Genomic DNA, 6,198 nt, shown 5'->3' with positions numbered 1-6,198 from the left:
TTTAAGCAGGCTTTGGGAGTTAATAAATTGTGTGTCAGGGCTTTGCTTGGACAGGCTGCGCTTGCTCAACAGGATGAGAGGTATGGAGAAGCTATTCGTTTCTTAAAGCAAGTTGCAGAAATAGCTCCTGAAGACATCATTTTAGCTTTGCCTCTTTTGTTAGAGTGCACCGTCAAGACAGAATCTTTTGATCAGCATCAGGCGTATCTTAAAAACCTTTACGAAGATACAGGGCAGATGCCAGTGATGTTGGCAGTCGTTGCTTCAATGGAAGCTCAGGGGCGTAAGGATGAAGCATTTGAATTCCTGCTTGACCAGCTTTCCAGTTTGCCAAGTCTTCGAGCATTAAACTATTTATTTAGTATGGAGGGCATGTCTGATGACATTCACCCGAAGTTGGCTCGCCAATTGATTAGAATTATATCCCGTGAGAGTGATAAGAAAGAGAAATACCGCTGTTCTCAGTGTGGATTTAACGGTGGGCAGCTGCACTGGAATTGTCCTAGTTGTAAGAGCTGGCAGACGATTAAACCGGTATTAGAGTATGAAAAAAAGGTCGTGAATTAAACGATTTCGGAATTGTAAGGATTTATATGCAAGGTACAGACATGTCTTCGGTAGAACAAAAATCACCACTAATAGTTGCGCTTGATTACCCTGACTCGGCAAGTGCAATAAAAATGGCTGAGTCTCTAGACCCCTCATACTGCCGGGTAAAGGTCGGGAAGGAACTATATACACGTTGTGGACCTCAGATATTGGAGTCCCTGCATGGTCTTGGTTTTGAGGTGTTTCTCGATCTAAAATTTCACGATATTCCAAATACGACAGCTAATGCAGTTGCTGTGGCTGCAGACCTTGGTGTCTGGATGGTAAATGTTCATGCATCTGGTGGACGGCAGATGATGGAAGCCTGCGTTTCCAAGTTAACTAGCTATCAGAAAAAGCCCTTGTTGATTGCTGTTACGGTGTTGACTAGCATGCAAGACGCAGACCTTCATGAGCTTGGTTTGGAGGTGTCAGCGCAACAGCAGGTAAATCGATTGGCCGAGCTCAGTAGAGATGTAGGAATGGATGGCGTAGTGTGTTCTTCACACGAGGTAGCTGAGTTAAAGGCTAACTTAGGGGCTGACTTTAAGTTGGTGACCCCGGGAATAAGGCCTGCATTTGCTTCAGTGGGGGATCAGAAGCGGATTATGACACCGTATGAAGCTGTTCAGGCTGGCTCAGACTATTTGGTGATAGGTAGGCCAATTACTCAAGCTGATGACCCAATGGATGCCTTATCAAAGATAACCAAGGAGCTGGCGCTTGGGTAAGGTTTCAAAAAGCTTGATAGCTTTGTTCTGTTTTGTTCCTGTTATGCTTAGTTTTGCCGGGCCGGAATCGAAACATGAAGCGTCAAGCACTTTGGGTTTTCCCGTAATAAGCTATCTAGCGCATATGCAGCAGACCTATACATTCGTATTGATAGGAGAAGCGGAACGGTCATTCCTATTTTTTGATGTCTATGATGTCGCTTATTACCGAAGTGTTTCCCAGTCTAACAAGAGTAATTATGCAGAGCTTCTAACTCTGAATTATGAAAGAGATTTGCCTAAAGAGAAGGTTCACAATGCTTTGTCAGAAGGGCTTGAGAAAAATCTTTCAAATCACGACTTTCAGGCGCTTTCTCAAGAAATAACTAAGCTGGTGTCCAGTATCAATACAGATGTAAAAGAGGGAGACTCTCTCAAAATATTCTTTAAGCCAGAGGGGAAGGTGAGTTTTTATTACAATAACGTGCGTGTTTCCTCATTTTCGAATACAGCCCTCTCTCGTGCTTTACGTGCGATCTGGTTAGGGGGGCAATCTGTTGTAGATCAGGCGATGTTAACTAAAGGCCTGAATTAAGATTTTGATCTTTTAAGGCATACTTTCACAAATCTTACCCAATTAACTTGTTATCTGCTCTGATTTCTATCACCCTTAACTGCTCGCTCAGTGACATTAGGTGGAAGGAGGCTTGTGTGAATAAAATCGCAGGGAAACTTGAGGTCTCACGATTTGAAATTCCGTATAGGCTATATGGCTCTTCAGATAAGTTAATGGTATGCATTGGCGGTGCAAAACAAACCATGTCTGCATGGCGCAGTTTTGTCTCTCGTTTTCAAACTGAATACAGCATCCTGGTATTTGACTTGCCTGGGCAAGGGCGTGCAAAAATTAACTACGGTTGCATGGGGGTATCGCTTGAAGAGCAAGTGGATGCCTTGCATGAGTTATTAGTCAGAATTGATGCGCAAAAGTACTCTAGTCGATATTTAGTTGGCGGCTCTTGGGGCTCAATTGTTGCGGCTTCTTATTTGGATCGTTATCCGGATTTGTTTAATCGGGCTGTTCTTGGCAGTTTTGGCACGCGTGCAAATTCAGTCCTTCAGGTAATTATAGATCAAGTTCAGTCTTATATTGAGCAGGGGCGTGGCGCTGAAATTGCGCCATTGATGATAGAGAAGTTTGGCCAACTTATTCCTGAGCATTTAAAGCGCCAAATTATTAGCCAGTTTAATGATATGAGTGAGGAGCAGTATGCATCATTTTATGAGCATAGTCGGTCGGTTACTCAGATGGGGGATCTTAAGCAGCATATTGAGTTGAGCTCGATTGCGATTCCCGTGCTAGTTGTTATGGGGCAGTTCGATACCATTATGGACCTCTTTGACACGCGTAAAGCTACTAAAATGCTGGCGAATGGAGAGTTTCAGCTAGTCAAAGGGGTGGGGCACTTTTTGCATTGGGAGAAGCCTGAACTACTTGAGACTTACGCTGAGTTTTTTGAGCGCACTGCTGAGGAGTCACAGCATTGCAGCGCCAACTAAAGCCAATTTAGTTTAGGTTGATACTTCATATGCAATCAGGTGCTCTGCGTCGATTGCGATATTAATGGTTTCTCCGATATTAAAATCCTGGTGGCTAGGGAAGATGACATCGAGAGCCGTATCAGAGGCAAGCTTTAATTGGTATTGGGTTGAGGTGCCTGCAAAAATTTTCGAGCTGACGACGGCATTCAGGTTTGCTCCTGGTTTATAAATTACATCGTCGGGACGAATTAGTATTTCAATCCTGGTTTTTTCTGGCCAGTTATAAGCACGATTGCCTTGAATCACACCGACCTCACTTGAGAAGGTATCGGGTGTTAAGGTTTCACCTTTGATAAAGGTGCCGTGTCCAATAAACCTAGCGACAAAAGGATTTACGGGTTCGTGATATAGCTCGTAGGGTTTTCCCCATTGTTGAACTTTTCCTTGATCAATAACGCCAATATAGTCACACATAGCGAATGCTTCTTTCTGATCATGAGTCACTAATATTGCACTGATTCCTAAAGTCTTAAGAATGTTCCTGATATCAATGCTTAGACGGTTGCGTAGCTCAGCATCAAGATTTGAAAAAGGTTCATCTAGTAGGATAAGTTCGGGTTCAGGCGCTAAAGCTCGTGCTAGCGCTACTCGTTGTTGTTGCCCGCCAGACAGTTCATGTGGAAAGCTGTTTTGATAGCCATCTAGGTCGACTAAGTGAATTAACTTTTCAATATGAGCTGACTTTTCGGTTTTGTCCTTAATGCCTGTGAGGCCGAAAGCGATATTTTGGCTGACGCTAAGGTGGGGGAAGAGGGCATAGTCTTGAAATACCATGCCAATCCGTCTTTTCTCGGGGGCTTGTACCTTGTTGGTACTGGATATAGTTAAGCCGTTCAAATTGATTGTGCCGGCTTCAAGATTCTCAAAGCCGGCGATAGCGCGGAGAATGGTGCTTTTGCCACACCCACTTGGCCCAAGTAAACAAGCTATATCACCTCTGACCAGCTTAAAAGAAAGGTCTTTAATGACGATTAGGTTTTCATAGTTGCACTGTACATCGTTAACTTCGAGTATATTGCTCATCTTTGTTGGTGAAGACACGTGCTACTAAATCCTTTCTTATGTTTACTTAAGCATTACACAATAAAAACTCAAGAAGTGCCTTTTGAGAATGTAATCTATTTTCTGCTTCATCCCAAACGACTGAGCTGGGGTGATCCAGCATGTCGTGACTAATTTCTTCTCCACGATGTGCAGGCAGGCAATGCATGAATAGGGCATCAGAGTTCGCTACGCTCATTAGTTCCGGGCTAACTTGATAGTCTTTAAACTTGTTGATGCGCTCTTTTTGCTCTTCTTCTTGCCCCATTGATGCCCAGACATCAGTTACAACTAAGTCGGCATTTTTGACGGCGGCAATTGGGTTTCGTACAATATGAGCATGTTTTTGATTCTTTTTGAGCAACTCGTTATTTGGGTCGTAGCCGACGGGTGATGAGATGACCAACTCGAAGTTAAGTAGTGCTGCAGCGTTAATGAAAGAATGGCACATATTATTACCATCACCGACCCATACGACTTTTTTGCCTTCGATTGAGCCTCTATGTTCGTGATAGGTTTGCATATCGGCAAGTAATTGGCAGGGGTGGAAGTCATCTGTAAGGGCGTTAATGACTGGCACCGAGGAGTGTCGTGCAAATAATGCCAGTTTCTCATGTTCGAAGGTTCGAATAGTAATTGCATCAACCATACGTGATAGTACCCTAGCACTATCTTCAACCGGTTCTCCACGACCCAATTGCGTATCCCGAGGAGACAAAAATAGAGATGAACCACCAAATTGAGCCATGCCAGACTCGAAAGAAACACGAGTTCGGGTAGAAGACTTCTCGAAGATTAGTGCTAAAACGCGATTTTTGAGAGGCTCATAGATATTACCTTGCTTATGCTCGGTTTTAAGTGTGATAGCTCGCTCAATAACTTGCTTAAGCTCTTGGCTGGAAAGGTCATTTAAGGTTAAGAAGTGTCTTAGTGCCATTTGTCTCTCAATAAATAAACGATTTGATCGTGGAGGTAGAGTGTTTCCTGCCCAGTTAAGAGCGGGGCCTGCTGCGATCGTCGGCAGAATATAGGCGAATGATTTGTACGACGGCGTCAATTAAGAATTCACACTCGTCGTCACTCATATTCAGTGCCGGTAGAAGTCGAATCACTTTTTCGGAAGTGACGTTCAATAGTAAGCCTTTTGCCTTGGCTAGTGGAACGAGCTCTAGGCAAGGTTCGGTCAGTTCAATGCCGATCATTAAGCCCCTGCCGCGAATATCAGCAACGTAGTTAGCTGCCAAAAGTTCATTCTCAAGTTCTTTAAGAATGCGTTCTCCGAGAACAGATGCTCTATCACAAAGCTTATGGCTTGTAATTTCATTGATTGTCGCTAGTGCAGCTGCACAGCCAAGAGGGTTTCCGCCGAAGGTCGAACCGTGAGTGCCGGGAGTAAGAACATCGGCTGCGCTGCCTTTTGCCATGCATGCACCAATAGGGTAGCCATTGGCGATGCCTTTTGCAGTTGTCACAACGTCAGGTGTTACATCATACCCTTGATAAGCAAAATAATTACCCGTTCTGCCGTTACCTGTTTGAACTTCGTCTAACATCAATAGCCAGTCATTCTCATCGCAGATCTGACGCAAAGATTTTAGGTAACCGTCCTCAGCGATTGAGAGACCTCCTTCACCTTGAATGGGCTCGACTAGAATTGCGACAACATTAGGGTTCGATTTGGCAATCGCTTCAACAGCTTTAACGTCATTGAATGGTGCTCTAACAAAGCCGCCTAGTAAAGGCTCGAAGCCCGCTTGTGCTTTTCGGTTTCCTGTCGCGGTCAAGGTCGCCATAGTCCTGCCGTGGAAAGATTGATCCATGACGATAATCGTGGGAGTCTGTATACCCTTGTCATGCCCATACTTTCTGGCTAGCTTAATAGCGGCTTCATTCGCTTCAGCACCGGAGTTGGAAAAGAAAACTTTTTCCATACCTGATATTTGGCATAAGGTCTGTGCAAGTTTGACTTGTAAAGGCGTGTGATAAAGATTTGAACAGTGGAGTAGGCGGCCGGCCTGATCTTTGATTGCTTTGGTAACTGCGGGGTGTGAATGGCCAAGGCCGCAAACAGCTATACCAAAAAAGGTATCAAAGTATTTGTTTCCGTCAGTGTCGTATAGCCAGGCGCCGTCACCATTTTCAAAAGCAACAGGTAGTCTGCCATAAGTGCTCATCAGCGGTTGATCGTTGTTCATTTCAGTCTCTTATTAACGCAAAAAGGCAGCTAAATGCTGCCTGTATAAAGATAATATGTTAG

Annotated in this window: 6 protein-coding genes and 1 pseudogene; 4 read left to right on the top strand and 3 right to left on the bottom strand. The window is 44.2% G+C overall.

All coding sequences use genetic code 11. From position 1 onward, the window contains the following. The 4 genes and pseudogenes from A3763_RS15130 to A3763_RS15115 all read left to right on the top strand — a co-directional run. Positions 1–567 (top strand): annotated as a pseudogene (locus A3763_RS15130) (hypothetical protein); the annotation flags it as partial. Between the two features lie 26 nt (positions 568–593). Further along, positions 594–1,319 carry an orotidine-5'-phosphate decarboxylase gene (gene pyrF, locus A3763_RS15125; protein WP_082865164.1) on the top strand — a complete coding sequence of 242 codons (726 nt, stop codon included), beginning with the start codon at positions 594–596 and terminating at the stop codon, positions 1,317–1,319. Then, positions 1,312–1,893: a chalcone isomerase family protein gene (locus A3763_RS15120; RefSeq protein WP_068509304.1), complete on the top strand. Its 582-nt coding sequence runs from the start codon at positions 1,312–1,314 to the stop codon at positions 1,891–1,893. The genes pyrF and A3763_RS15120 overlap by 8 nt, the downstream gene beginning before the upstream one ends. Before the next feature lie 116 nt (positions 1,894–2,009). Further along, on the top strand, positions 2,010–2,858 hold the full coding sequence (locus tag A3763_RS15115) for an alpha/beta fold hydrolase (protein ID WP_068509302.1): 849 nt from the start codon (positions 2,010–2,012) through the stop codon (positions 2,856–2,858). A 12-nt stretch (positions 2,859–2,870) separates the two neighbouring features. Here A3763_RS15115 and A3763_RS15110 read toward each other — a convergent pair whose 3' ends face one another. Genes A3763_RS15110 through A3763_RS15100 form a run of 3 tightly spaced genes read right to left on the bottom strand, consistent with a single transcriptional unit; the run spans position 2,871 to position 6,136 of the window. After that, complete coding sequence (locus A3763_RS15110; RefSeq protein WP_231872213.1) at positions 2,871–3,941, bottom strand: ABC transporter ATP-binding protein; 1,071 nt, start codon at positions 3,939–3,941, stop codon at positions 2,871–2,873. A gap of 28 nt (positions 3,942–3,969) precedes the next feature. Further along, positions 3,970–4,878 carry an ornithine carbamoyltransferase gene (gene argF / locus A3763_RS15105; protein WP_068509298.1) on the bottom strand — a complete coding sequence of 303 codons (909 nt, stop codon included), beginning with the start codon at positions 4,876–4,878 and terminating at the stop codon, positions 3,970–3,972. Positions 4,879–4,933: 55 nt separating this feature from the next. Beyond that, the gene (locus tag A3763_RS15100; protein WP_231872212.1) at positions 4,934–6,136 is read right to left on the bottom strand and encodes an aspartate aminotransferase family protein; all 1,203 of its coding nucleotides are present in this window, start codon (positions 6,134–6,136) and stop codon (positions 4,934–4,936) included. Positions 6,137–6,198 lie beyond the last annotated feature (62 nt).

Source organism: Oleiphilus sp. HI0128 (assembly GCF_001635365.1).
The sequence above is the reverse complement of the archived record's forward strand: the minus strand, read 5'-3'. Positions and strand labels throughout refer to the sequence as shown.